20 protein-coding genes and 1 tRNA gene are annotated in these 24,814 nt (G+C 64.7%); 14 read left to right on the top strand and 7 right to left on the bottom strand.

Annotated elements, in window-relative coordinates:
* Window positions 1-1,128: 1,128 nt before the first annotated feature.
* Entirely contained in the window at window positions 1,129-2,379 is a 1,251-nt protein-coding gene (locus tag AC5ZFO_RS33470; protein ID WP_282524861.1) for a tyrosine-type recombinase/integrase, read from the top strand.
* 17 nt (window positions 2,380-2,396) lie between these two features.
* Here AC5ZFO_RS33470 and AC5ZFO_RS33465 read toward each other — a convergent pair.
* Together AC5ZFO_RS33465 and AC5ZFO_RS33460 are read right to left on the bottom strand one after the other, a co-directional pair.
* Window positions 2,397-2,472 (bottom strand) — tRNA-Ile (locus tag AC5ZFO_RS33465).
* Between the two features lie 347 nt (window positions 2,473-2,819).
* Window positions 2,820-3,797 (bottom strand): Bug family tripartite tricarboxylate transporter substrate binding protein, encoded by a 978-nt coding sequence (locus AC5ZFO_RS33460; protein ID WP_282524860.1) that lies wholly within the window; start codon window positions 3,795-3,797, stop codon window positions 2,820-2,822.
* 107 nt (window positions 3,798-3,904) lie between these two features.
* Here AC5ZFO_RS33460 and AC5ZFO_RS33455 point away from each other — a divergent pair, with 107 nt between their 5' ends.
* Complete coding sequence (locus AC5ZFO_RS33455) at window positions 3,905-4,882, top strand: TAXI family TRAP transporter solute-binding subunit (protein WP_282524859.1); 978 nt, start codon at window positions 3,905-3,907, stop codon at window positions 4,880-4,882.
* 77 nt (window positions 4,883-4,959) lie between these two features.
* On the opposite strand, the gene AC5ZFO_RS33450 is transcribed toward AC5ZFO_RS33455, so the two are convergent.
* Together AC5ZFO_RS33450 and AC5ZFO_RS33445 are read right to left on the bottom strand one after the other, a co-directional pair.
* Complete coding sequence (locus AC5ZFO_RS33450) at window positions 4,960-6,189, bottom strand: ABC transporter substrate-binding protein (protein WP_282524858.1); 1,230 nt, start codon at window positions 6,187-6,189, stop codon at window positions 4,960-4,962.
* 97 nt (window positions 6,190-6,286) lie between these two features.
* Window positions 6,287-7,180 carry a substrate-binding domain-containing protein gene (locus AC5ZFO_RS33445; protein WP_282524857.1) on the bottom strand — a complete coding sequence of 298 codons (894 nt, stop codon included), beginning with the start codon at window positions 7,178-7,180 and terminating at the stop codon, window positions 6,287-6,289.
* Window positions 7,181-7,506: 326 nt separating this feature from the next.
* Here AC5ZFO_RS33445 and AC5ZFO_RS33440 point away from each other — a divergent pair, with 326 nt between their 5' ends.
* The 4 genes from AC5ZFO_RS33440 to AC5ZFO_RS33425 are packed head-to-tail and all read left to right on the top strand — an operon-like array spanning window position 7,507 to window position 12,639.
* Window positions 7,507-8,340: an ABC transporter substrate-binding protein gene (locus AC5ZFO_RS33440; protein ID WP_282524856.1), complete on the top strand. Its 834-nt coding sequence runs from the start codon at window positions 7,507-7,509 to the stop codon at window positions 8,338-8,340.
* A gap of 54 nt (window positions 8,341-8,394) precedes the next feature.
* Window positions 8,395-9,501, top strand: a complete 1,107-nt coding sequence (locus tag AC5ZFO_RS33435; protein WP_282524855.1) for a molybdopterin-binding protein — start codon at window positions 8,395-8,397, stop codon at window positions 9,499-9,501.
* Window positions 9,502-9,513: 12 nt separating this feature from the next.
* On the top strand, window positions 9,514-11,463 hold the full coding sequence (locus AC5ZFO_RS33430; RefSeq protein ID WP_282524854.1) for a molybdopterin biosynthesis protein: 1,950 nt from the start codon (window positions 9,514-9,516) through the stop codon (window positions 11,461-11,463).
* A gap of 45 nt (window positions 11,464-11,508) precedes the next feature.
* Complete coding sequence (locus AC5ZFO_RS33425; protein WP_282524853.1) at window positions 11,509-12,639, top strand: FAD-dependent monooxygenase; 1,131 nt, start codon at window positions 11,509-11,511, stop codon at window positions 12,637-12,639.
* Between the two features lie 33 nt (window positions 12,640-12,672).
* Here the strand turns inward: AC5ZFO_RS33425 and mobA are convergent, their stop codons facing one another.
* Window positions 12,673-13,308, bottom strand: a complete 636-nt coding sequence (gene mobA, locus AC5ZFO_RS33420) for a molybdenum cofactor guanylyltransferase MobA (protein WP_282524852.1) — start codon at window positions 13,306-13,308, stop codon at window positions 12,673-12,675.
* Complete coding sequence (gene fdhD, locus AC5ZFO_RS33415; RefSeq protein WP_282524851.1) at window positions 13,295-14,185, bottom strand: formate dehydrogenase accessory sulfurtransferase FdhD; 891 nt, start codon at window positions 14,183-14,185, stop codon at window positions 13,295-13,297. The genes mobA and fdhD overlap by 14 nt, the downstream gene beginning before the upstream one ends.
* A 107-nt stretch (window positions 14,186-14,292) precedes the next feature.
* Here fdhD and mobB point away from each other — a divergent pair, with 107 nt between their 5' ends.
* From mobB to ybaK, 8 genes are all read left to right on the top strand, one after another.
* Entirely contained in the window at window positions 14,293-14,820 is a 528-nt protein-coding gene (mobB, locus tag AC5ZFO_RS33410; RefSeq protein ID WP_282524850.1) for a molybdopterin-guanine dinucleotide biosynthesis protein B, read from the top strand.
* Between the two features lie 9 nt (window positions 14,821-14,829).
* Window positions 14,830-16,086: a molybdopterin molybdotransferase MoeA gene (locus AC5ZFO_RS33405; protein ID WP_282524849.1), complete on the top strand. Its 1,257-nt coding sequence runs from the start codon at window positions 14,830-14,832 to the stop codon at window positions 16,084-16,086.
* A gap of 44 nt (window positions 16,087-16,130) precedes the next feature.
* Window positions 16,131-16,394, top strand: a complete 264-nt coding sequence (locus tag AC5ZFO_RS33400) for a sulfurtransferase TusA family protein (RefSeq protein ID WP_014497569.1) — start codon at window positions 16,131-16,133, stop codon at window positions 16,392-16,394.
* Window positions 16,395-16,716: 322 nt separating this feature from the next.
* Window positions 16,717-18,372, top strand: a complete 1,656-nt coding sequence (locus tag AC5ZFO_RS33395) for an OFA family MFS transporter (RefSeq protein WP_282524848.1) — start codon at window positions 16,717-16,719, stop codon at window positions 18,370-18,372.
* Window positions 18,373-18,482: 110 nt separating this feature from the next.
* On the top strand, window positions 18,483-18,755 hold the full coding sequence (locus tag AC5ZFO_RS33390) for a hypothetical protein (RefSeq protein WP_212454539.1): 273 nt from the start codon (window positions 18,483-18,485) through the stop codon (window positions 18,753-18,755).
* Window positions 18,756-18,907: 152 nt separating this feature from the next.
* Window positions 18,908-20,611, top strand: coding sequence for an NADH-ubiquinone oxidoreductase-F iron-sulfur binding region domain-containing protein (locus AC5ZFO_RS33385; protein ID WP_282524847.1), 1,704 nt, complete (start codon window positions 18,908-18,910; stop codon window positions 20,609-20,611).
* Window positions 20,608-23,376 carry a formate dehydrogenase subunit alpha gene (gene fdhF, locus AC5ZFO_RS33380; protein WP_282524846.1) on the top strand — a complete coding sequence of 923 codons (2,769 nt, stop codon included), beginning with the start codon at window positions 20,608-20,610 and terminating at the stop codon, window positions 23,374-23,376. The genes AC5ZFO_RS33385 and fdhF overlap by 4 nt, the downstream gene beginning before the upstream one ends.
* 161 nt (window positions 23,377-23,537) lie before the next feature.
* Window positions 23,538-24,011, top strand: coding sequence for a Cys-tRNA(Pro) deacylase (gene ybaK / locus AC5ZFO_RS33375; RefSeq protein WP_496123037.1), 474 nt, complete (start codon window positions 23,538-23,540; stop codon window positions 24,009-24,011).
* Between the two features lie 11 nt (window positions 24,012-24,022).
* On the opposite strand, the gene AC5ZFO_RS33370 is transcribed toward ybaK, so the two are convergent.
* The gene (locus tag AC5ZFO_RS33370; protein WP_014497563.1) at window positions 24,023-24,706 is read right to left on the bottom strand and encodes a GntR family transcriptional regulator; all 684 of its coding nucleotides are present in this window, start codon (window positions 24,704-24,706) and stop codon (window positions 24,023-24,025) included.
* Window positions 24,707-24,814: the final 108 nt, after the last annotated feature.

Here is a 24,814-nt window from a genome sequence, read left to right as displayed (position 1 = left end):
CGTTGAGAATGGAATACGCTCCAAACCTCTCGGCGGCGAAACACCTGCTTGGCTTATGAGACACGCGATCGATCTGACGACCGGCAATCAGAAATTACGAACCAATGCGCGCGCAGCCTCCTGCATGAGGCGCTGGTCGCATCACGCTCGCACGCCTTGCCTTGCGATTCGAGAGTCCGGCCGCAGAAAGCCGCGCCGGAAGGGGGCAAATCGCTGAAGCCGTTGCGCTCGAGGGGCGAGCCGTCGGCGGGCGGTCCTCGAAAATGGTCTATCTGAGCCGGTCTCGCCCGCCCGCGCGGCCGGAGAAACCGCAATTTTTTAAACGGAAATTCCCTGGAATCTGCCCGATCGCGGCGTGCGAGCGAGCTTTGTTGTGCAAGGCGGTTGCCATGCAAGCGCGAGTCGACGATATCCCTGTCCGCTGTCAGCGCGTCGATGGCTTCGTGCAGCGTGTCCCGCACGAAGAAGTGGGCAACCGGCCCCGGCGTATCAGCCTATTAAACTGATGATCCCGACATTGTGGCCGCAACGCCGGCTCGGTCAGGAACGCTGCCCGTACGAGGGGCGCCGCCGGGCCGAGCATCATTCACTACTCTTGAGTACGGCCAGCGGCGCTCGCTTCGCGCCATCAGCAATCATTCTCCGGAGAATCCTTTTGGAAGCGCATTCAGCACCTGATCTATGCTTTTTGCGGCAGTGTCGCTAAGCTCCTGGACGACGACCTTGACCTGCGGCTCCTTCTTGATTCATGCCTAGACGCGAGTGTGAGCTTTACTGATTCCCACCCGCTGTTCTCGTCTTTGCTTATTTGTACGATTCTACGCTCGAGCGCGCGATAGAGGTGGGGCGGAGCTTGCCCACGGAGTAGGTCTCCGCGACGAATGTTGCGATACCGGTAAGCTCCCCCTCTACAATACTCGACAAGGCGTCGATGACAAATCGAACGCAACCTGAAATAACCCCCGATACTCCTCTTCGCCTTGCTGATGCCGTGAAGATCGCGTTTCCCTTGGGAGGAATTACGGTCGCGGGCTTACGTCGCGAGCGCGATCGTAACCGATTGGTTATTGAGAAGATTGCCGGCAAGGAATTTACGACGCTGGCGCATATCGAACGGATGCGAGAGCTATGCCGCGAAGAAGCAAGGGGGCCAGACTTCAACTCAAGGCAGCGCGCCGAAACAAGAGCGGAAAGATCACTCACCAAGCAACCTGGATCATCAGAGACAACGGCCGGGATGTCGGCACAGGCTGCGCTGCAGACGAGATTGCGGCCGCGGAGGAAAGACTAAGGGACTACATAACCTCCAAACACACGCCAAAGCGACGCATCCGCCACATAGATTATATCGCAATCGCGGACGTCCTCTCGATTTACTTGGATGCCCAACTGGACAAGCTTCGCAGTCGCTTCAACGTCGATAGCGAAAGCGAAGATGCCGTCCCAGATATCCGCAAGTTCAAGAAGCGAATTGAGCGATTGAATGACTGGTGGGGTGCAAAAATGCTTGGCGAGGTCAATGGCGAGGCGTGTCGCTCCTACACCAAGTGGCGCGGCAAAAAGGGAGGCGCCCGGCGGGACCTCGAAGATGTACGCGCCGCCATTGGTCACCATGCAGCCGAAGGATTTCATCGAGAAATCGTCAAGGTCTCGCTGCCAGAGAAGGGCCAGCCGCGAGACAAGTGGCTGACGCGCAGCGATGCGGCCAAACTGATTTGGATCTGCTGGCGCTATCGCGAAATGCAGAAGGGCTCGCGTCGGCCGTTGGACGACGAAAAAGTCCCGACCAGCAAGCGTCCCCTCCGCCATCTTGCGCGGTTCATTTTGTTGGGGATCTACAGCGGAACTCGTGCAGGAGCTATAGCTGCCGCATCTCCCATTCCGGCGATCGGTCGCTCTTATGTCGACCTGGAGCGCGGCCGCTATTACCGTTTGAAACAGGGCACCGCCAAAACCAACAAACGGCAGCCGACGGTGCCGATCCCCTTGCGCTTGCTTGCACACCTGCGGCGCTGGCACCGGATTGATCCAGAGGCGAAGCATTTCGTCGAGTACAACGGAAGAGCCGTTAGCTCGGTCAAGACGGCGTTCAAGAACGCTGTGCGGCTTGCGGGACTTGGTTCGGGAATCTCCCCTCACACTTTGCGACACACCGCAGCGACTTGGCTCATGCAGAGAGGCGCGGACCCTTGGCAGGCAGCGGGTTATCTAGGCATGTCGCTTGAGGTGCTGCTCAACACCTATGGCCATCACCATCCCGATTATTTGTCCGATGCCGTCGAGAAAATCGCAAAGCGCGATCCAGCCGGCGAACGAAAAGCGCACGTATCTGGTGCGGTTTCTGGTGCGGTGATTCCGATCAGACGAAACGGCGCCTGATAAGTTACTGATTTCGTTGGTGGGCCCGGCAGGACTCGAACCTGCAACCAGACCGTTATGAGCGGCCGGCTCTAACCATTGAGCTACAGGCCCCGCCGCGAGACGGCCGCGGGAATGCGCGGCCGGCAACGGTGCGCGGTTCGTTTACAGGGATGGAGGCGGGGGTGCAATGCTGGCTCTGGCGGATGGAAACCCCTGGCGCAGCATCGCCGGCTATTTTCGAATAACCGAAATTGGTGATGATGCCCTTATAGTCCTGTTTTGCCCGACGGGTCAAATCGCTCTCGTCGAGGCTCGCTTTTTCAGTTCCGTAACCCCTTGTGATCACTTGATTTTTCTACTGTGCATGGGGTTGTTTTTCGCAGTTTTTGATTGGAGGGGGCCTTCCGTCCCCTCCAATGTCCTGCTGGCGAGCTGTAAGCACGCCGCTAGAGCCCGGTCTAATCCACCGAAACCCCGGCGAACTCTACCACCTTCTTCCACTTCTCGGTCTCGTCAGCGACCAGCTTGCCGAATTCGGCGGGCGTCATTGGCTTCGGGATGCCGCCATTCTCGGTCAGCCGCGCGATGACCTTCGGGTCCTTCAGGGCTTCGCCGACGGCCTTGTTGAGGATCTCGATCACCTCGGGCGGCGTGCCCTTTGGCGCGGAGATGCCGTAGAAGCCGACCGATTCGAAGCCCGGCACGGTCTCGGCGATCGCGGGCACGTCGGGCACGGTCGGCCAGCGCTGCGGCGAGGTGACGCCGAGTGCGCGGACAGTGCCGCCGCGCGACTGCTCGAGCGCGGAGGGCAGGTTGTCGAAGATCAGCTGCACCTTGTTGGAGATGATGTCGGGGAAGGCGATCGCCGAGCCGCGATAGGGCACGTGCACCATGTCGCACTTGGTCATCACCTTGAACAGCTCGGCCGACATGTGCACCGAGGTGCCGTTGCCGGACGAGGCAAACGAGATCTTGCCGGGATTGGCCTTGCAGTAGTCGATGAACTCCTGGACCGTCTTCGCGGGAAACGCGTTGGAGACAACCAGCATGTTGGTGAGCTGCATGATGCTGGCGACCGGCACGGTGTCGCGCAGGAAGTCGTAAGGCAGCTTCTTGTAGAGCGAGGTCGAGATCGCGTTGTTGGGCGCGACGAACAGCAGCGTGTAGCCGTCGGGGGCTGCGTTGATCGCGGCGGCGGCCGCGATGTTGCCGCCGGAGCCGGCGCGGTTCTCGACGATGAATTGCTGGCCGAGGCGATCCGAGAGCGCTTGCGCCATGATCCGCGCCACGATGTCGACCGGGCCACCGGCGGCGAAGCCGATCATCCAGTGCACGGGGCGGTCGGGATAGCCGGCGGCGGAGGCGGGAGGGGAGGCGTTGAGGAGAGTTGAAAGAAAAAGCAGCCCAAAAACAGTGTTACGCAAAATTCGCAACATGACGTCTCCCATTGTTCTATTGTCGTTGGGCTGCATGCTTTCACAAAAACCACCCGCTGCCTACATCGCCGCAAGTCGATGTTGACGCGGGGCGGCCGGGACTCATCATGAGATTCGCAATCACAATCCTTCTCGGCGCGGCGCTGCTCGCAAATCCACTCGCAAGCCCCGCCGCTGCTCAAACCGGAGGCAACGCCATTCCGCCCACCACACTCAGCCTGGGCACCGCGACGCCCGGCGGCGGCTTTCCGCTCTATGGCAACGCTTTTGCGGAAGTGATGAATGCGGCCGATCCGCAAATCACCATCGCGCCCCGCAACACCAAGGGCAGCAATGAGAACATTCCGCTGCTGGAGAAGGGCGAGCTCGATCTCGCGCTGGTCGCGGGCGAGCCGGCCTATGAGGCCTTCGCCGGCATCGGCCGCGCGCCTGTGCGGTTGAAGATTTTGACGGCGATCTATTCCAATCCCGGAATGTTCGTGGTCCGGGCGGACAGTCCGTACAAGACCATTCACGATCTCGTCGGCCAGCCCGTCGCCTTCGGCGCCAAAGGCTCGGGCCTGCCGATCTTGGCGCGCTATGTGCTCGATGGTCTCGGCCTCAAGCAGGACGAGGATTTCAAGGCCGTCTATCTCGACCGCGCCGGCGATGGCCCCGCGATGGTCGAGGACGGACGTGTTGCAGCACTCTGGGGCGCCGGTATCGGCTGGCCCGGTTTTGCCGCGGTGGCATCGGGTGCGTCAGGCGCGCGCTTCATTGCGCCCAGCGCTGAAGAGATCACGCGCATTCGCGCCAAGCATGCGTTCCTGAAGCCGCTGCTCGTGCCGGCCGGCTCCTATCCGAAGCAGGCCGAGCCGATCGCCTCGCTCGGCTCGTGGAGTTTCGTCCTCACGCGCGAGGACCTGCCCGATGACGTCGCCTATCGCCTCGCGAAGACGCTGCACGGCGTCGAGGCGACGTTCTGCAAGCAGCTCGCGCAGGCCTGCGAGACCACGGCGTCGAACACCGTCGCGGCAGCGCCGAAGCCGGAACTGATCCATCCGGGCGTGATGAAGTATTTTCGTGAGATCGGGGTGGTGAAGTAGCGAATGGCGAGTGGTGAATGGCGAATGGCGAATGGAGCCTTCCCCATTCGCCACTCCCTATTCGCAATTCGCCATCATCACTTCTTCACCAACGGACACGCCGGGTCCGGCGGCCCGAACGCCTTGTCGCCCGAGATGGTCGTGAGGATCTTGTAATAGTCCCACGGATATTTGCTCTCCTCCGGCGTCTTCACCTGCACCAGCCAGAGATCGTGCACCATCAGATTGTCATCGCGCAGTTTGCCGTTGCGGGCGAAGAAATCCTCGATCGGCTTTTCCCGCATCTTCGCCGCGACCTTGAGCGGATCGTCGGTGCCGGTCTCCTTGATGGCGTTGAGATAGTGCATCACGCTCGAATAGACGCCGGCCTGCCACATCGACGGCATCTTGTTCATCTTGGCGAAATAGCGCTTCGACCATTCGCGGGTCTTGTCGTCCATGTCCCAGTAGAACGACGTCGTCAGCAACAGTCCTTGGGCGGCCTGCAGGCCGAGGCCGTGGATGTCGGTGATCAGCGCCAGCAGCGCCGCCATCTGCTGGCCGCCCTTGAACACGCCGAACTCCGAGCCGGTCTTGATCTCGTTCATGTTGTTCGGGGGACCTGCGGCAATGCCGATGATCTTGGCCTTGGAGGCCTGCGCCTGCAGCACGAAGGAGGAGAGGTCGGGTGTTGCCAGCGGCGGCCGCACCGAGCCCAGCACCTTGCCGCCATTGGCGGTGACGACGCTGGAGGCGTCGCGCTCCAGCGAATGGCCGAAGGCGTAGTCGTCGGTGATGAAGAACCAGCTGTCGCCGCCGCGCTTGACCACCGCATCCGCGGTGCCGACCGCGAGCGCGCGGGTGTCGAACACCCACTGGATCGCATACGGCGAGCAGAACTTGCCGTGGAAGTCCGCCGTGCCGGTGGAGTGGGTGATGAACAGCCGCTTCTTCTCGTTGGCGATGTTCTGCACCGCGAGCCCGACCGCGGAGACCGGCACGTCGACGATCAGGTCGACCTGATCGACGTCATACCAGCGCCGCGCGATGCCGCCGCCGATGTCGGCCTTGAGCTGGTGGTCGCCGATCACGATGCTGATCGGCTTGCCGAGCACCTTGCCGCCGAAATCGTCGATCGCCATCTGCGCCGCCGTCACCGAACCCTGGCCGGTCGGCGCGGAGGCGGGGCCGTTCATGTCGGTGAGCACGCCGATCTTGACGATGTCATCGGAAACCTGCGCCGACGCCGCACCCGGCAGCAGCGCCGCCGTCAAGCACGTCGCGACAAAGCCGGCCGCGACCGGCAGTCCAAATCTCGTTGGATTCACGCTTGTCCTCCCCTGATCCGGCTCGTTGGCCGGTGTTGCCCGGGTATGCCCGGCTGAATTGGTTTCTTTTGCAACTATTTGGGGGCGGGCGTCAACGTCAGGCCGCGAAGCGGATCTGCCCCGCCGGCGAGGGATCGTAGCCGGTCAGCTCCTCGGCGCGCTGCCGCAGCCGCCTTTCGCTGAGGAACCGGATCAGGGCCTGCATCGGCGGGCGGAAATAGCTGCGTTGCCGCATTGCGAGATCAAAATTCTCCCAGACCAGCGGCACGAAGTCGAGCCCGGCCGAGCGCGCCGCTGCACGCGTCGCGATTCCGCAATCGGCCTGTCCCGCGCGGACGATCTCGGCGAGATCCGGCCCGGTGAGGGCCGGCGTCTCGACCCGGCGCAGATCGCGCGTCGCGGCGCCGGCGCGCTTCAACAGCACGTCGAGCAGCATCTGTGCGCCTGTGCCCTGTTGTCGCATCGCCATCCTGACACCGAGCGCAAGCACGTCGGAGAGGCCGCGCAGCCGCTTCGGATTGCCCGGCGGCAGCACGAGACCCTGCTCGCGGCGCACGAATGCGACCAGCACCGCATCATGCAGGTCCGGAGCGTCACGCAGCGCCGTCGCACTGGCGTCGGTGGCAAGATTGCCGTCGGCCTCCAGGCTGTGGAAGTGCACCGCCACCGCCATCACCTCGTCGCGCTGCAAGCGCTCGAGCCCGCGCGCGCTGCCCTCGCTCATCGATCCCAGGCCCGAGCCGGATTCACGCAGGCTCCAGTCCAAAAGCTCGTCCTGGCTGCCGCCCACCACCGGCGGCGGCTCCGCAGTCAGCATGCCGGCCGGACGCGCCAGTCCCGACAGGACCCAGAGGTCGAGCTCGTGCCGCGGGAAGAGCCACTTCCCGGTCACCTTGGTGCAGGGAATCGCGCCGGTGGTGACGAGTTCGTAGAGCTTGCGTTCACCGAGCCGAAGGTAGTCGGCGGCTTCGCTGGTCGTCAGGAATTCCATCCTGCATTCCTATGCAAATTCTTGCTTCTTTTTGGCGTTCGACGCAGGTGGAATTCTGCATTTCAATTTACGTCCGCCAGGACCATGCCCGATCATCTCGCTGCTTTGCAACACATCCTCACGCGCGATCTCTGCTTTGGTGAACGATCCCCAAGCACCCGCGTGGCGCGGGCCTTGCGGCCGTCGCGCTCGCAATTGCAATGGGCGCACCGCGCGAGCCGCATTGCCGAAATGTCCCGAGTGAGGAGCGCAACGCGCAAACGCGTCACGAGTGTGGCGCAATCGATCATCATCATGATTGCGTCATAGCCAATGGGAACCCGATCATGGTCGTCCGCCGCCTGTCCGTTGCACTCGCGCTTCTCTGCGGCCTCGCCGCGGGCATGGCGGCGTCATTTGCGGAGGACCGCGCGATCGTGCTGGCCTCGACCACGGCGACACAGGAGTCCGGCCTGCTCGATCATCTGCTGCCGATCTTCCGCGAGAAGACCGGCATCGAGGTGACGGTGATCGCGCGGCGCGCCGATGAAGTGCTCGACGGCGCGCGCAGGGGCGAGGTCGACGTCGTGCTGATGCACGCACGGCCGCAGGAGGAGAAGTTCGTCGCCGACGGTTTTGGCGAGAAGCGTTTTGACGTGATGTACAACGACTATGTGCTGATCGGACCGAAGAGCGATCCCGCCGCCGTGAAAGGCAAGGACATCGCCACTGCGCTGAAGGCGATCGAGGCCAAGGGCGCGCCGTTCGTGACGCGCGGCGATCGCTCGGGCACCCATGGCGCGGAGCTCGCGCTCTGGATCGTCGCCGGCATCGATATCGCTGCTGCCAAGGGCGCATGGTATCGCGAAGTCAAGCAAGGGATGGACGCAGCCCTCGACGCGGCGCGCACGGCGAACGCCTATGTGCTGTCCGACCGCGGCAGCTGGATCGCCTTCAAGGATCGCGGCGATCTCGACATCGTCGTCGAAGGCGACAAGCGGCTGCTCAATCAGTACGGCGCGATGCTGGTGAACTCCGAAAAATTTCCGAACGTGAAGAAGGAGCTGGGGCAGACCTTCATCGACTGGCTGATCTCGCCGGAGGGGCAGGCGGCGATCGCCGGCTACAAGGTCGACGGACAGCAGCTGTTCTTCCCCAATGCGGCCAAGTCCGGCGGCTGATCTTCGCATCGCCAGCGGTTGCCAAACCGGGCGATGCATGGTCCATCATGGCGCATGACCCAGCGCCTGCCGCCATCGCTGACGCCGCTCGACACTGCGCTCGCCGCGTTGCTGCGAGGCGTTGATCCGATCGCGACGATCGAGTTGCCCCTGACGGAGGCCGCCGGCTGCATCGCGGCAGGGACGCCGCTGCTTGTGGCGTCTCCGCCGCGCGACATCGCCGCTGCGGATGGCTGGGCGCTCTGCGCCAACGATATTGTCGGCGCGTCCGCCTATTCGCCGCTGCCTCTGATGACGGCGCCCGTTTGGGTCGATGCCGGCGACGCGATGCCGCCGGGATGTGATTGTGTGCTCGATGCCGACGCAGTCGAGGTGTCGGGTCCACTCGCCCAGGTGCTGGCGGAGGGCGTGCCCGGACAGGGCGTCAGGCGCGCCGGAAGCGACATCGCCGGGCGCGCGCCTGCCGTGGCAGAAGGGCATTTGATCAATTCTGCCACTTTGCTGCTCGCGCGCGCCGCCGGTGTTGAAAAGCTGAGCGTACGGCAACCGCGGCTGGGCATCGTCAACGTGCCGGGCGCAGCCGTGACGGCGCACATGATTGCCGAGATCGCGCGCGCCACAGGGCTGCAGGTGCAAGCGCGCGAAGCTGCCGCGCGAGATGTAGGATCGATCGCGGAAGTGCTCGGCAGTCTCACCTGCGATCTCGTCGTGACGATCGGCGGCAGCGGCGCCGGCCGCCGGGATGCCGCGGTCAGCGCGCTAGCCCGGCATGGTGACGTGTTCGCCCACGGCCTCGCGCTTCAGCCCGGGCGCACCGCCGCGGTCGGGCGGCTCGGACAGGTTCCCGTCGTCGCCTTGCCCGGCTCGCCCGACCATGCGCTTGCGGCCTGGCTCGCGCTCGTGCTGCCGCTCGTCGATCGGCTGTCGGCGCGGCAGTTACGCCGACGCATGACCCTGCCGCTTGCGCGAAAAATCGCATCCAGTGTCGGCATCGCCGAAATCGCCCTGCTGGCCGAGGAACATCACGCGTGGCTCCCGCTTGCGGTGGGGGAATGGCCGCTTCAGGCCATTGCCCGGGCCGATGCATGGCTGCTCGTTCCCGCCAGCCACGAGGGATTTGCGGCAGGAACGCCGGTCGATGCCTATCTGATGCGGGAATGATATGGGTTTGGCATGACGATGATCCCGCAATCGCAAGACCGCAGCGCGCTCGAGCAGGAGCAGTTCCTCAAGATCCTCTCTCGCGAGGACGCGCTGGCGCGTTTTGAAGCTGCGTTGTTCCCGCGCGCGGTCCCGAGCGAGGCGCGCAAGCTTGCCGATGCGCTCGGCGCGGGGCTGGCCGAAGACATCACGGCGCCGATCGACGTTCCGCCTTTCGACCGTTCCAATGTTGACGGCTTTGCCGTGCGCTCGGCCGATCTCGCCACGGCCGGCGAAGGCGCGCCCGTTCGCCTTGTGCTGAACGGCGAGACCATTCACTGCGGCACCGCGCCGAAGCTGCAAGTGGCGACAGGAACCGCAACGCCGATCGCAACCGGCGGGCCGTTACCACGCGGCGCCGACGCCGTCGTCATGGTCGAGCATACCCAGCCCGCCGGATCCGATGCGATCGACGTCCGGCGAGCCGTTTCGCCTGGACAGTTCGTGTCCTACGCCGGCTCCGACATCGCGCGCGGCGAGGCGCTGCTGCGCGCCGGCACGATCATCGGCTCGCGCGAGATCGGCATGCTGGCGGCCTGCGGCATCGCCGAGGTGACCGTCGCGCGCAAGCCGCGTGTTGCCGTGATCTCCACCGGTGACGAACTGGTTCAGCCCGGCGAGGCGCTTGCGCCGGCTGCGATCTACGACACCAACGGCGCCATCGTCGCCGCCGCGATCGACGAGAACGGCGGCGAGGCGGTGTTCCTCGGCGCCATTCCCGACGATGAGGCAAAACTCGAAGCCGCCATGCGCCGCGCGCTGGTGGACGCCGACATGCTGGTGCTCTCGGGCGGCACCTCGAAGGGCGCGGGCGACGTGTCCCATCGCATCATCGGCCGGCTCGGCCAGCCCGGCATCATCGCGCATGGCGTCGCGCTCAAGCCCGGCAAGCCGCTGTGCCTTGCGGTGTGCGACGGCAAACCGGTGGTGATCCTGCCGGGCTTTCCGACCTCGGCGATGTTCACATTCCACGACATGATCGTGCCGGTGTTGCGCAAAATGGCCGGGCTGCCGCCGCGCTCCGATGCCAAGGTGAACGCAACCGTGCCGGTGCGCATCGTCTCCGAACTCGGCCGTACCGAGTTCGTCATGGTCTCGCTGGTCGGCGGCAAGGACGGCCTGATCGCCTATCCCTCCGGCAAGGGGTCCGGTGCGATCACATCGTTCGCGCAGGCCGACGGTTTTCTGCGCATCGACGCGCTCGCCGACCAGATGCCGGCGGGCACCGACGCCGAGGTGACGCTGTTCACGCCGCATGTGCGGGTGCCCGATCTCGTCATCGTCGGCAGCCATTGCACCGGCCTCGATCTCGTCACGGCGCAACTCGCGCATGCGGGGCTGACCGTGCGCTCAATCGCGGTCGGCAGCCTCGGCGGACTCGCGGCGGCGAAGCGGGGCGAATGCGATCTCGCGCCGATCCATCTGTTCGACGACAAGACCGAAACCTACAACAGGCCATATCTCGTCGACGGTCTCGAGCTCGTGCCGGGCTGGCGGCGGATGCAGGGCATCGTGTTCCGGAACGGCGACAAGCGTTTTGAGGGGCTCGGTGCGAAGGAAGCCGTCGCCGCCGCGCTCGCGGACTCCGCCTGCATCATGGTCAACCGCAACCAGGGCGCCGGCACGCGCATCCTGATCGACCGGCTGCTCGGCGGTGCGCGCCCGGAAGGTTACTGGAATCAGCCGCGCTCGCACAATGCCGTGGCTGCGGCTGTCGCGCAGCACCGCGCCGACTGGGGCATGACCATTGCGCCGGTCGCCCATGCGGTCGGCCTTGGTTTCATTCCGTTCGCGGAAGAGCATTATGATTTCGCGCTGGTGACGGCGCGCAAGCAGCGGCCGGCCGTGCAGGCCTTTCTCGACGCACTCGGCTCGGATGAGGCGCGTACTGCGCTGGAGCGGGCGGGCTTCCGGCCTGCATAGATCGACGACGCGGCGTTCAAGCCGCGCGACAGGGTGGGGGACGCGATGGCAAGGCCGCTTTCGGTTGCGATCGTCGGTGCCGGCATGGGCGGGCTTGCGACGGCCGCGGCGCTTCGGCGCGTCGGTATCGATGTGATGCTCTACGAGCAGGCCTCCCAGTTTGCCCGCATCGGCGCCGGCATCCAGATCGGCTGCAACGCGATGAAAGTGCTGCGCGCCCTGGGGCTGGAGGCGCGGATGCGCGAGCACTCGTTCTATCCTCGTTCCTGGAACAATCGCGACTGGAAGAGCGGCGACATCAAGTTCGACATGATTTTTGGCGAGAACGCCGAAGAGAAGTTCGGCGCGCCCTATCTGCTCGCCCATCGCGGCGATCTCCACGCTGCGCTGGCGAGCGCGGTGCCGAACGAATTTGTGAGGCTCAATCACAAGCTCGTCGGTCTCGACCAGACCGGCGATGGTGTCCGGCTGACCTTTGCGGATGGCACGCGTGCCGTCGCCGATGCCGTGGTCGGCGCGGACGGCGTCCATTCGACGGTCCGCGATATCCTGTTCGACGCCGCGCCGGCCAAATTCACCGGCCGCATCGCCTATCGCACCACCTATCCCGCCGCGCTGCTCGGCGGCGCAGGGATCGACGACTGCACCAAATGGTGGGGGGAGGACCGCCATATCGTGATCTATTACGTCAAGCCTGACCGCAGCGAGGTCTATCTCGTCACCAGCCAGCCCGAGCCGGACTTTCGCATCGAGTCCTGGTCGGCGAAGGGCGACGTGCGCGATCTGCGCACATCATTCGAAGGCTTTCATCCGCAGGTCGCTCGGGTGCTCGCCGCCTGTCCCGACGTGCACAAATGGGCGATCATGGACCGTGACGCGCTGGAGCGCTGGGCCGACGGCAAGGTGACGTTGCTCGGCGATGCCTGTCATCCGATGACGCCCTACATGGCGCAGGGTGCGGCGATGGCGATCGAGGACGCCGCCGTGCTGTCGCGCTGCCTCGACGGTGTCGGCCGCGACGGCGTCGCCAATGCGTTCCGCCGCTTCGAGGCGACGCGCAAGGAGCGTACCACGCGGGTGCAGGAGACCTCGCGCGCCAACATCTGGCTGAAGGAGCGCACTGATACGAGCTGGGTCTACGGTTACGACGCCTGGGAAGTGCCGCTGGCGGCTTGAGCGGCAGGCTCGCACTTGCGCCGACGCTTCTTGTCAGGACGCCGCATCCAGTGCGGCCAGCCGCTCGGCTTCGGCGATGTCCTCGACCGTGTTGGCGTTGAAGAACGGATCGAGCGGCTCGGCCGGCCATGTCACCGTTGCGAGCGGATAGCGCGCGGTCCAGCGGTCGATCTTGCGGAGGTCCTCGACGACCAGCGCGTGACGCAGCTGGTCGCGCAAGGCGACGCGCCACAAGCCGATCACAGGATGCGACTGGTCGCCTGATGCGGCGACCGCAAGCTGGGCGTTCTCGCGTTCCCGCGCCTCGTGCAGGCGCGCGACGAGATCGCGTGGCAGGAACGGGCAGTCGCCTGCGGCGCTCAGCACCCATTCGATGTCAGGCCGGTTCGCCGCCGTCCAGTCGAGCGCGGCGAGAATGCCGGCGAGGGGCCCGGGAAAGCCGGGTACGTCATCGGCGACAACGGGCAGGCCGAACGTCGCGAAACGTGCGGGATCGCCGTTCGCATTGAGGATCAATCCGCTACATTGCGGCGTCAATCGTGCGATCACGCGCTCAAGGATGGTGCGGCCGCCGATGGTCCGCATCGGCTTGTCGCCGCCGCCCATGCGCCGTGCGAGGCCGCCTGCGAGCAGCACGCCCTGCGTTTCCGGAAAGTCAGTCGTCACCACCTTCACCCTTGCGTTTGTGCTTCGCCGATTCCTCCTCGACGTAAGCAAGGTTCTGGTCGTAGACGATCCGCTCTTCGCCCGCGAGCACGATGAAGCGCTTGCCGCGCGTGCGGCCGACCAGCGTCAGTCCGACCTGGCGAGCGAGATCGACGCCCCAGGCGGTGAAGCCGGAGCGCGACACCAGGATCGGAATGCCCATGCGCACGGTCTTGATCACCATTTCCGAGGTCAGCCGTCCCGTGGTGTAGAGGATCTTGTCGGAGGCATCGACGCCGTGGCGGTACATCCAGCCCGCGATCTTGTCGACCGCGTTGTGACGGCCGACGTCCTCGGTGTAGCAGAGCGGCTCGCCCTCCTTGCACAGCACGCAGCCATGGATCGCGCCGGCCTCCAGATAGAGAGAGGGCATGGTGTTGATGGTCTGCGTCATCTGGTAGAGCCAGGAGGTGCGCAGCTCTGCCTTCGGCAGAGCGACGCTCTCGACCGCCTCTAACAGGTCGCCGAACGCGGTGCCCTGCGCGCAGCCCGAGGTCTGGGTGCGCTTCTTCAGCTTGGCTTCGAAATTGGTGTGATGTGAGGTGCGCACCACCACCACCTGGAGGTCGTCGTCGTATTCGACCTCGGTGACCTCGTCATTATATTTCAGCATGTTTTGGTTGAGCAGATAGCCCAGCGCCAGATATTCCGGGTAGTCGCCGATCGTCATCATGGTGACGATCTCCTGCGAATTCAGGTAGAGCGTCAGCGGCCGTTCCATCGGCACCTTGATCTCGATCTTGGCGCCGGCCTGGTCGGTGCCGGTCACGCGCTCCGTCAGGCGCGGGTCGTCAGGGTTCGGAACGATCAGGGGCACCGGGGCTTTGTCGATCTTCATCATGGCCGTGACGTTAGCATGACATTCGGGTCAAGCCGATATAAGCATGCTCACGACGATGGAGAAGGCGGTTCCGGCCGCATGACACGGCTGGCGGAGATCGAGTTGCGATGAAAGTCATCGGCCTTGCGGGCTGGAGCGGTGCGGGCAAGACCACGCTGTTGACGCGGCTGATCCCGCATTTCAACGCGCAAGGCCTGCGCGTCTCCGTCATCAAGCATGCCCATCACCAGTTCGACGTCGACGTGCCCGGCAAGGATTCCTGGCGCCACCGCGAGGCCGGCGCGGCCGAGGTGCTGGTTGCGTCGTCGAACCGCTGGGCCCTGATGCATGAGTTGCGCGGCGCGGCGGAGCCGCGGCTGCCGGAACTATTGAGCAAGCTGTCAGCCGTCGATCTCGTCGTGGTCGAGGGCTTCAAGCGCGAGCCGCACCGCAAGATCGAGGTGCATCGCGCCGGCAACGGCAAGCCGCTGCTGTTTCCCGATGATCCCGGGATTGTCGGGATTGCGACCGATAGCGCCATTGAAACCCGCCTGCCGACCGTCCATCTCGATGATATCGAGGCCGCCGCGGCATTGCTGCTGCGTGCGGCGATGCCGGTCGAGGAAGCGGTGGCAAAAAGCGCCGCGATACGCTGACGAGGCACCATGGCGCAACTGTCGGACGATTGCTTTGCCTTCGGTGGACCGATGATGTCGGTCGATGAGGCCGTTGGTCTGATCACGACCCGCGTCAACGCGATTGCCGATCTGGAGACGGTAGCGCTCGTCGATGCCGATGGACGCGTGCTCGCGCGCGATATCGCGGCGCCCCTGCCGCTGCCGCCTTTCACCAACTCCGCCGTCGACGGTTACGCCGTGCGCAATGCCGACCTTCCGGACAGCGCGGAACGGGCATTCCCGCTCGACGGTCGCATCCAGGCCGGCGGCCTTGCGCAGGCGCCGATCAAGGCCGGCCACACTGTGCGCATCTTCACGGGCGCGCCGATGCCGCCTGACGCCGAGACCGTCTTCATGCAGGAAGACGTTCGCCTCGATGAGGCCGGCAGAGTCGTGCTGCCGCCGGGGCTGAAGCCCGGCGCGAATGTCCGCCCGGCGGGCGAGGACATTCCGCAGGGACACGTCGCGCTGCGGGCCGGCCAGCGCTTGCTGCCGCAGCATGTCGCGCTTGCTGCAGCATTCGGCCTTGTCAGGCTCGACGTCGTCAGGCGCATCCGCGTCGCCGTGTTCTCGACCGGTGACGAGCTGGCTTCGCCCGGCGAGCCGCGCGTGGCGTCACAGCTGTTCGATTCCAACCGCTTCATGCTGATGGCGATGTTGCGCCGGCTCGGCTGCGAGGTCTCCGACCTCGGCATCTTGCGCGACGAGCGCAATGCGCTCGCGGATGGATTGAAGCAGGTTGCAGGCAGCCACGATCTGATCCTCACCACCGGCGGCGTCTCGACCGGCGAGGAGGACCACGTCAAGGCGGCGGTCGAGAGCATCGGCTCGCTGGTGCTGTGGCGGATGGCAATCAAGCCCGGCCGTCCCGTGGCGATGGGCATCATCGGCGGCACGCCGCTGATCGGCCTGCCCGGCAATCCCGTCGCCAGTTTTGTGACCTTCGTCCACGTGGTGCGGCCGACGGTGCTGGCGCTTGCGGGCAGTCTGCCGGAGCCGCTGTTGCCGATTCCGGTGCGCGCCGCGTTCACCTACAAGAAGAAGATCGGCCGCCGCGAATATGTTCGCAGCTCGTTGCGACGCGGAGAGGACGGTGCGTTGGAAGCGGTCAAGTTTCCGCGCGAAGGCGCAGGGCTGTTGTCGTCACTGGTCGAGACCGATGGCCTCATCGAACTCGGCGACGACATCACGCGTGTCGAGCCGGGACAGAGCGTAGGTTTCTTGTCCTATGCGGACTTGCTCTGAGGCCTCGCGTTGACGCGATCGCCTCACCCCGCCATGTTGCGCCCATGACCAGAACCACGCTCGATCTCACCGGGTTGAAATGCCCGCTACCTGCCCTGAAGACGCGCAAGGCGCTCAAACCGTTACAGCCGGGCGATCAGCTCGAAGTGCACTGCACCGACCCCTTGTCGGTGATTGACATTCCGAACCTGATCCGCGAGACGGGCGACACGGTGGAGATCACCGAGCGCAACGAGGCGCGCATCGTGTTCTTGATAGAAAAGATCAATGGTTCAATAGAGAAAACCAATGGTGCACTGCGTTCGTAGTGCGCGGTCACTCTGCTGATACCTACCTTTTGTCTATCGACATCAATCGTGGCTTCTGCCCCAATTGACAACCTCCGTGCAGGCGCGGAGGTTGAGCTTTGTCTGCGATACGCGGATGAGCGGGCCAAACTCGCGAAGCCTGCACGGTGTATCGGCATAGAGCCCCGCTCGAGGGGTTAACGACTCGGGTGCGCGTGACGATCCTGGCGCGCGTCGAATGATTGTGCGGAGCAGCAGGGACCGTTGGCTGCACCGCAATGGGCTGAGGACCAGGATTGCAGCGGCAGGCTTGCTCAGAAGGGCAACTGCAGGGGAGGACTACATGGCAACAATCGAGAGCGCTGGAACACTTTCGGGTGCCGGCGCAGGTTTTCTGGATCGCGAACGAACCATCGCGACCGCCGGCTTCAATCGCTGGCTGGTGCCGCCGGCTGCGCTCTGCATCCATCTCTGCATCGGCATGGCCTACGGCTTCTCGGTGTTCTGGCTGCCGCTGTCGCGCGCGATCGGATTGAGCGCGCCGAAAGCATGTCCGGACATGTCGCTGTTTCAGGAACTGTTCACGACCAGCTGCGACTGGAAGGTCGCCAGCATGGGGTGGATGTACACGCTGTTCTTCGTGCTGCTCGGTATCGCGGCCGCGGTTTGGGGCGGCTGGCTGGAGCGTGTGGGCCCGCGCAAGGCCGGCTTCGTCTCGGCGCTGTGCTGGTGCGGCGGTCTCTTCCTCGGTGCGATCGGGGTCTACACCCATCAGCTCTGGCTGTTGTGGCTGGGCTCGGGCGTGATCGGCGGCATCGGTCTCGGCCTTGGCTATATCTCGCCGGTGTCGACGCTGGTGAAGTGGTTTCCGGACCGCCGCGGCATGGCGACCGGCATGGCCATCATGGGCTTCGGCGGCGGCGCCATGATCGGCGCTCCGCTGGCGAACCTGTTGATGAACTACTTCAAGACCCCGACCTCGGTCGGCGTCTGGGAGACCTTCGTCGCGATGGGCGTCATCTACTTCGTGTTCATGATGATCGGCGCGTTCCGCTATCGCTTGCCGCCGCCCGGCTGGCAGCCCGAGGGCTGGACGCCGCCGTCGAAGGCCAACGCGATGATCTCGAAGAGCAACGTCCATCTCAACGACGCGCACAAGACGCCGCAGTTCTGGCTGATCTGGTGGGTGCTGTGCCTGAACGTGTCGGCCGGCATCGGCGTGATCGGCATGGCCTCGCCGATGCTCCAGGAGATCTTCGCCGGCAAGCTGATCGGCCTGCCTGAAGTCGGCTTCAACGCGCTCGACGCCGGGCAGAAGGCGCAGATCGCCGCGATCGCCGCGGGCTTCGCCGGATTGCTGTCGCTGTTCAACATCGGCGGCCGCTTCTTCTGGGCATCGCTGTCGGACAAGATCGGGCGCAAGAACACCTACTACACGTTCTTCATCCTCGGCATCGTGCTCTACGCGCTGGCGCCGACGTTTGCGGCGATGGGCTCGAAGCTCCTGTTCGTGCTCGGCTTCGGCATCATCCTGTCGATGTATGGCGGCGGGTTCGCCACCGTGCCGGCCTACCTTGCCGACATGTTCGGGACTCAGTTCGTCGGCGCCATCCACGGCCGGCTGCTGACGGCGTGGTCCACCGCGGGCATCATCGGCCCCGTCGTGGTGAACTACATCCGCGAGTTCCAGCTCGCGGCGGGCGTGCCGCGCGATCAGCTCTACAACACGACCATGTACATCCTGTGCGCGATGCTGATCGCGGGCCTGATCTGCAACTACCTGATCAAGCCGGTCGATTCGAAGTGGCACATGAAGGAAGCCGACGTCGCCAAGCTGCAAGCGGCGAGCGCCAGCGCCGCTGCCGCGGGACCGCACGGCTCCTACGGCATCGGATTCGGCGGGCTTGACGTCAAGGCGGCGATGTTCTGGGCCTTCGTCGGCGTTCCCCTGCTTTGGGGTGTCTGGAAGACGCTGGAGAGCGCGGTCAAGATCTTCTGATCGCCGTTGAGACTGCCGCGGGATGCTGATCATCGGCGTCCCGCGGCGTTCGCCTTTTAGACATCATCGAGAGTCGGACTTAATCAAGAGTGGGACTTAGGGGGATTGAAATGCTTCGCACCCGAATTTGCCTTGTGGCCGTGTTGCTTGTCGCTGGCCTTCATGCCGCATCCGCGCAGACGACGCCGCCGGCGGCGCCTGCCGCAACGACCGAAGCCAAGCCGGGCAAGATCAAGCTCACCATGCAGAAGCTGAAGGACATGAAGGCGAAGTGGGCGGCCAACAAGCCGAAGCTCAAGGCCTGCCGCGCCGACGTGAAGTCCAAGGGCCTCGCTGGCGACGACCGCTGGTTCTACATCGAAGAGTGCATGAACAAGACGTGAGGCCGCGCCGCAAATAGGGTCGATGAAGGGGCATGGAGCCGGGCGGCTGCATGCCCCTTAAATGCTTATCGGAACGCATGAATTCTCTTGGCATCTGGTATGCCAAAGGCTAGGGTTGGACTCGTTCTAAAGAAGAGATACGAGACGCATCGATGAGTCACGACGTGCACGAGGTCCGCTCGTTCGAACATCCGGGCGAGGGACGGAAGCGAGCCAAGGCCACGCCCAAGGGGCGGCAGGTCGATCCCACCGCCGCACACGAGATCGAGCAGTTGCTCGGCGACAGGCCGCGGCGGCGCGATCTGCTGATCGAATATCTGCACCTGATCCAGGACAAATATCACCAGATCTCGGCCGCACATCTCGCCGCGCTTGCCGACGAGATGAAGCTCGCCTTCGCGGAAGTATTCGAAACCGCGACCTTCTACGCCCATTTCGACGTCGTGAAGGAAGGCGAGCCTGATATCGCGCCGCTGACGATCCGCGTCTGCGATTCTCTCACTTGCGCGATGCTGGGCGGCGAGAAGCTGCTCGCGGATTTGCAGAGTACATCGGGTCCCGGCATCCGCGTCGTGCGCGCGCCCTGCGTCGGCCGCTGCGATACCGCGCCGGCGGCTGAGGTCGGTCACAATTTCGTCGATCACGCGACCGTGGCCAATGTGATGGCGGCGGCGAAGGCCGGCGATACCCACGCGCATCTGCCTGAGTACGTTGACTACGACGCCTATATCGCCGGCGGCGGCTACAAGCTGCTCCATCGCGTGCGCTCGGGTGAGTTGCCGAAAGACGATCTGCTGAAGGCGCTCGACGACGCCTCGCTGCGCGGTCTCGGCGGCGCCGGCTTCCCCACGGGCCGGAAATGGCGCGCGGTGCTGGGCGAAGCCGGCCCGCGGCTGATGGCGATCAATGGCGACGAGGGCGAGCCTGGCACGTTCAAGGACCGCGTCTATCTCGAAAGCGATCCGCATCGCTTCATCGAAGGCATGCTGCTCGGCGCGCATGTCGTGCAGGCCTCCGACGTCTACATCTATCTGCGCGACGAATATCCGGCATCGCGCGAGATCCTCGAGCGCGAGATCGCAAAGCTTCCGCCGGGCGGTCCGACGCTGCACATGCGCCGCGGCGCCGGCGCCTATATTTGCGGGGAAGAGTCCTCGCTGCTCGAAAGCATCGAGGGCAAGCGCGGGCTGCCCAGGCACAAGCCGCCTTATCCGTTCCAGGTCGGCCTGTTCGGCCTGCCGACGCTGATCAACAACATCGAGACGCTGTGGTGGGTGCGCGACATCGTCGAGAAGGGCGCGGACTGGTGGAAGGGCAATGGCCGCCATGAGCGTCACGGCCTGCGCAGCTTCTCGGTCTCGGGCCGCGTCAAGAACCCCGGCATGAAGCTGGCACCCGCCGGCATCACCGTGCGCGAATTGATCGACGAATATTGCGGCGGCATGGCCGACGGGCACCAGTTCTATGCGTACCTGCCGGGCGGCGCGTCGGGCGGCATTTTGCCAGCTTCCATGGACGGCATCCCGCTCGATTTCGGCACGCTGGAGAAATACGGCTGCTTCATCGGCTCGGCCGCGATCGTGATCCTGTCGCAAAAGGACAGCGTGCGCGCGGCCGCGCTGAACCTGATGAAGTTCTTCGAGGACGAGAGCTGCGGCCAGTGCACGCCGTGCCGTGTCGGAACCCAGAAGGCGGCGCAGCTGATGCAGAAGCCGGTCTGGAACCGCGCACTTCTGGAAGAATTGAGCCAGGCGATGCGCGATGCCTCGATCTGCGGGCTCGGACAGGCGGCATCGAATCCGTTGTCCACCGTGATCAAATATTTCCCTGACGAGTTCAAGGAAGCGGCCGAATGACCAAAATTACGTTCGAGCTCGACGGCAAGCAGGTCGAAGCCAAACCCGGCGAAACGATCTGGCAAGTCGCCAAACGCCAAGGCCGCGAGATTCCGCATCTGTGCTATTCGCCGGCGCCCGATTACCGCCCCGACGGCAATTGCCGCGCCTGCATGGTCGAGATCGAGGGCGAGCGCGTGCTCGCCGCGTCCTGCAAGCGCACCCCGTCCGTCGGCATGAAGGTGAAGACCGAGTCCGCGCGTGCGGTGTCGGCGCAAAAAATGGTGATGGAGCTGCTCGTCGCCGATCAGCCGGCGCGCGAGACCTCGCACGATCCGGATTCGAAGCTCTGGCACTGGGCCGAGACCACAGGCGTCACCGAGAGCCGCTTCCCCGCCGCCGAGCGCTGGGCGACCGACGCCAGCCATCCGGCGATGCGCGTCAATCTCGATGCCTGCATCCAGTGCGGCCTCTGCGTGCGCGCCTGCCGCGAGGTCCAGGTCAACGACGTCATCGGCATGGCGTATCGCAGCCATGGCTCGAAGATCGTGTTCGACTTCGACGATCCCATGGGCGAGTCCACCTGCGTCGCCTGCGGCGAGTGCGTGCAGGCCTGCCCGACCGGCGCGCTGATGCCGGCCGTCATGCTCGACGAGAAGCAGACCCGTGTCGTCTACGCCGACAAGAAAGTGGATTCGCTCTGCCCGTTCTGCGGCGTCGGCTGCCAGGTGACCTACGAGGTCAAGGACGAGAAGGTGATCTACGCCGAGGGTCGCGACGGTCCTGCCAATCACAACCGTCTCTGCGTCAAGGGCCGCTTCGGCTTCGACTATATCCACCATCCGCATCGTCTGACCAAGCCGCTGGTGCGGCTGCCGAATGCGAAGAAGGATTCCAACGACCAGGTCGACCCGGCCAATCCCTTCACGCATTTCCGCGAAGCGAGCTGGGAAGAAGCGCTCGACATCGCAGCCAAGGGCCTCGTCAAGATCCGCGACGAGAAGGGCGTGAAGGCGCTGGCCGGCTTCGGCTCGGCCAAGGGCTCGAACGAAGAGGCCTATCTGTTCCAGAAGCTGGTGCGCACCGGTTTCGGCTCGAACAATGTCGACCATTGCACGCGGCTCTGCCACGCCTCGTCGGTGGCGGCGCTGTTCGAAGGCCTGAGCTCGGGCGCGGTGTCGGCGCCGTTCTCGGCTGCGATGGATGCCGAGGTGATCTGGGTGATCGGCGCTAATCCGACCGTGAACCATCCGGTCGCCGCGACCTTCATCAAGAACGCGGTCAAGCAGAATGACGCCAAGCTGTTCGTGATGGACCCGCGCCGGCAGTCGCTGTCGCGTCACGCGACCAAGCATCTGCAGTTCAAGCCGGGCTCCGACGTCGCCATGCTGAATGCGATGATCAACACGATCATCACCGAAGGCCTGACCGACGACCAGTATATCGCCGGTTACACCGAGGGATTTGAGGACCTCAAGGAGAAGATCAAGGAGTTCACGCCGGAGAAGATGGAGCCGATCTGCGGCATCCCGGCGCAAACTCTGCGCGAGGTTGCGCGCACCTATGCGCGGGCAAAATCGTCGATCATCTTCTGGGGCATGGGCATCAGCCAGCATGTCCACGGCACCGACAATGCGCGCTGCCTGATCGCGCTCGCGCTGATCACCGGCCAGGTCGGCCGTCCCGGTACAGGTCTGCATCCGCTACGCGGCCAGAACAACGTGCAGGGCGCCTCCGACGCCGGCCTGATCCCGATGTTCCTGCCGGATTATCAGCCGGTCAGCCGCGACGATCTGCGCGGCAATTTCGAAAAACTGTGGCAGCAGGATCTCGATCCCGTCCGCGGCCTGACCGTGGTCGAAATCATGAATGCGATCCATGCCGGCGAGATCACGGGCATGTATATCGAGGGCGAGAATCCCGCGATGTCCGATCCCGATCTCCAGCATGCGCGCCAGGCGCTCGCCATGCTCGATCATCTCGTCGTGCAGGATCTCTTCGTCACCGAGACCGCGTTCCACGCCGACGTCATCCTGCCGGCCTCGGCCTTTGCCGAAAAGGACGGCTCCTTCACCAACACCGATCGCCGCGTGCAGCTCGCGCGCCAAGTGATCAAGCCGCCGGGCGATGCGCGGCAGGATCTCTGGATCATCCAGGAGATCGGCAAGCGGATGGGCCTGCCCTGGAATTATTCCGGCCCCGGCGACGTCTACACCGAGATGGCGGAGTTGATGCCCTCGCTCAAGAACATCAGCTGGGAGCGGCTGGTGCGCGAAGGTGCCGTGACCTATCCGGCCGATGATCCGAACAAGCCCGGCAACGAGATCATCTTCACCACGGGCTTCCCGACCGCGAGCGGCCGCGGCAAGATCGTGCCGGCCAAGGTCATCCCGCCGGATGAGCTGCCCGACGCCGAATATCCGATGGTGCTCTCGACCGGCCGCGTGCTCGAGCATTGGCACACCGGCTCGATGACCCGCCGCGCGCAGGTGCTCGACCAGATCGAGCCGGAGGCGGTCGCGTTCATGTCGCCGAAGGACATGCACCGGAAGAAGCTCGCGCCCGGCGATTTCATCCGGCTGGAGACCCGCCGCGGTGCGGTCGAGGTCAAGGTCCGCTCCGATCGCGATGTGCCGGAGAACATGGTGTTCATGCCGTTCTGCTACGCGGAAGCCGCGGCGAACCTCCTGACCAATCCGGCGCTTGATCCCTTCGGCAAGATCCCGGAGTTCAAGTTCTGCGCGGCCAGGGCCGAGAGGGCGGAGATGCGGGACGCGGCGGAGTAATCTTTGCCGCCCTTCGCCGGGACGGCGGCCGAGTGTGTGGACGCAGGTGTGCCCACACCGTCATTGCGAGCGCAGCGAAGCAATCCAGAACTGCCTCCGCGGTAAGATTCTGGATTGCTTCGTCGCTTCGCTCCTCGCAATGACGGTGGTAAACATCGCACATGTCCAAAGTCACCCCAGCCACGCGCGCGCTTGCAGCCGCCGGCGTTGCCTTCACCGTCCACACCTACGACTACGATCCTGACGCCGAGAGCATCGGGCTCCAGGCGGCGTCGGCCCTTGGTGAAGATCCGGCGCTCGTGCTGAAGACGCTGATGGCGTTGGTGGACGGCAAGCCGATCTGCGTCGTCGTCCCGTCCGACCAGGAAGTCTCCATGAAAAAGCTCGCCGCGGCCGCGAGCGGCAAGTCGGCGCAGATGATGAAGCCACCCGAGGCCGAGCGCGTCACCGGCTACAAGGTCGGTGGCATCAGCCCGTTCGGGCAGCGCAAACCGGTGCGCACCGTGATCGAGCAGAACGCGCTCGCGCATGATCAGGTCTATCTCAACGGCGGCCAGCGCGGCTTGCAGGTTCGGCTGAAGCCGGGCGACGTTCGGGATGTCCTGAAAGCGGTCGTCGTGGATGTGGTCGCGTGAGCGCCCTGGCGCTACTGCTTCTGCAGCAGCTTGAGCCGGCAGCGCAACGCCTCGCGGATATGCGCCCGCGCAAGCTGCTCGGCCTTGTCGCCGTCGCGCGCGGCGATGGCCTCGATGATGGCCTGGTGCTCGCCGTGACTGGTCGAGGGACGGCCTGTCACCGTGAAGGTGGTCGGGCCCAGCAGCGCGATCCAGTCCTGCAATTCGCGCGAGGCGTTGTCGAGATAGCGGTTGCGCGCGGCGCGGCAGATGGCTTCGTGGAAGGCGCGGTTGAGCCGCGCCATTTCGGCAGCGTCTGACGCCGACGCCTCGACAAAGGCCTGCTCGATATCTCGGAGTGCATCGACTTCGGGCGTGGAGGCGTGCTCGGCGGCCAGGCGCGCTGCAGCACCTTCCATGATCTCGCGCATGGCGTAGAGCTCGAGCACCTCGGAAATGTCGAGATCGCGCACGATCAACCCGCGGCCGCCGGCGGGTTCGACGAAGCCGCGGGCCGCGAGACGGCCAAGCGCCTCACGGACCGGCGTGCGGCTGACCTTGAGCCGCTGCGCGACCTCTTCTTCGCGCAGCCGGTCGCCGGCACGGTAACTGCCGGCCTGAAGCGCCTCGCACAGCGAGCGGAACACGGCTTCGCCCAGCGCCACGCCGCCGCCACGCGCGATCGATCCGCCTGTCTTTGCCGCGCGCTTGGCCATGTTCCCTCACGGCGCATCCTGCCCATGCAGAGATGCCACTTGCTTCGCCGATGTATATCTTTGTATACAAAAGTACGCAATGGCTGCCTGGGTTGATCGGGGTCATGG

Source organism: Bradyrhizobium sp. Unk1, assembly GCF_059512345.1.
This window is presented reverse-complemented; position numbering and strand designations above follow the sequence as displayed.